At 37.7% G+C, this 257-nt stretch carries 1 pseudogene; it reads left to right on the forward strand.

Annotated features, from left to right (window positions below):
* Positions 1-159 (forward strand): annotated as a pseudogene (locus HC723_RS17185) (AbgT family transporter); the annotation flags it as partial.
* Positions 160-257 lie beyond the last annotated feature (98 nt).

Consider the following 257-nt stretch of genomic DNA (forward strand, 5'->3'; position numbering starts at 1 on the left):
GATCCTTTGTTGTCGGGCATTACCGAAACCGCTGCGCAAATGATTGATCCAAATTATACCGTTGGCCCTGAAGTTAACTGGTATTTCATGTTTGTCTCGACTTTCTTCATTTCGATTGTTGGTGCATATACCTTACCGCAACAGGTCGATTCTAAAATAAATCTGGAAAGGTATGTGTGATAAGGCTTCTCAGCCTTTTCCAGAAAAACAGTAGTTTTTGACTATTTTTCCTAAAATTCGAATTTTTAGAATACCAA

It is taken from the genome of Vibrio sp. S11_S32 (assembly GCF_014694465.1).
In the GTDB taxonomy this organism is placed as follows: Bacteria; Pseudomonadota; Gammaproteobacteria; order Enterobacterales; family Vibrionaceae; genus Vibrio; species Vibrio algicola.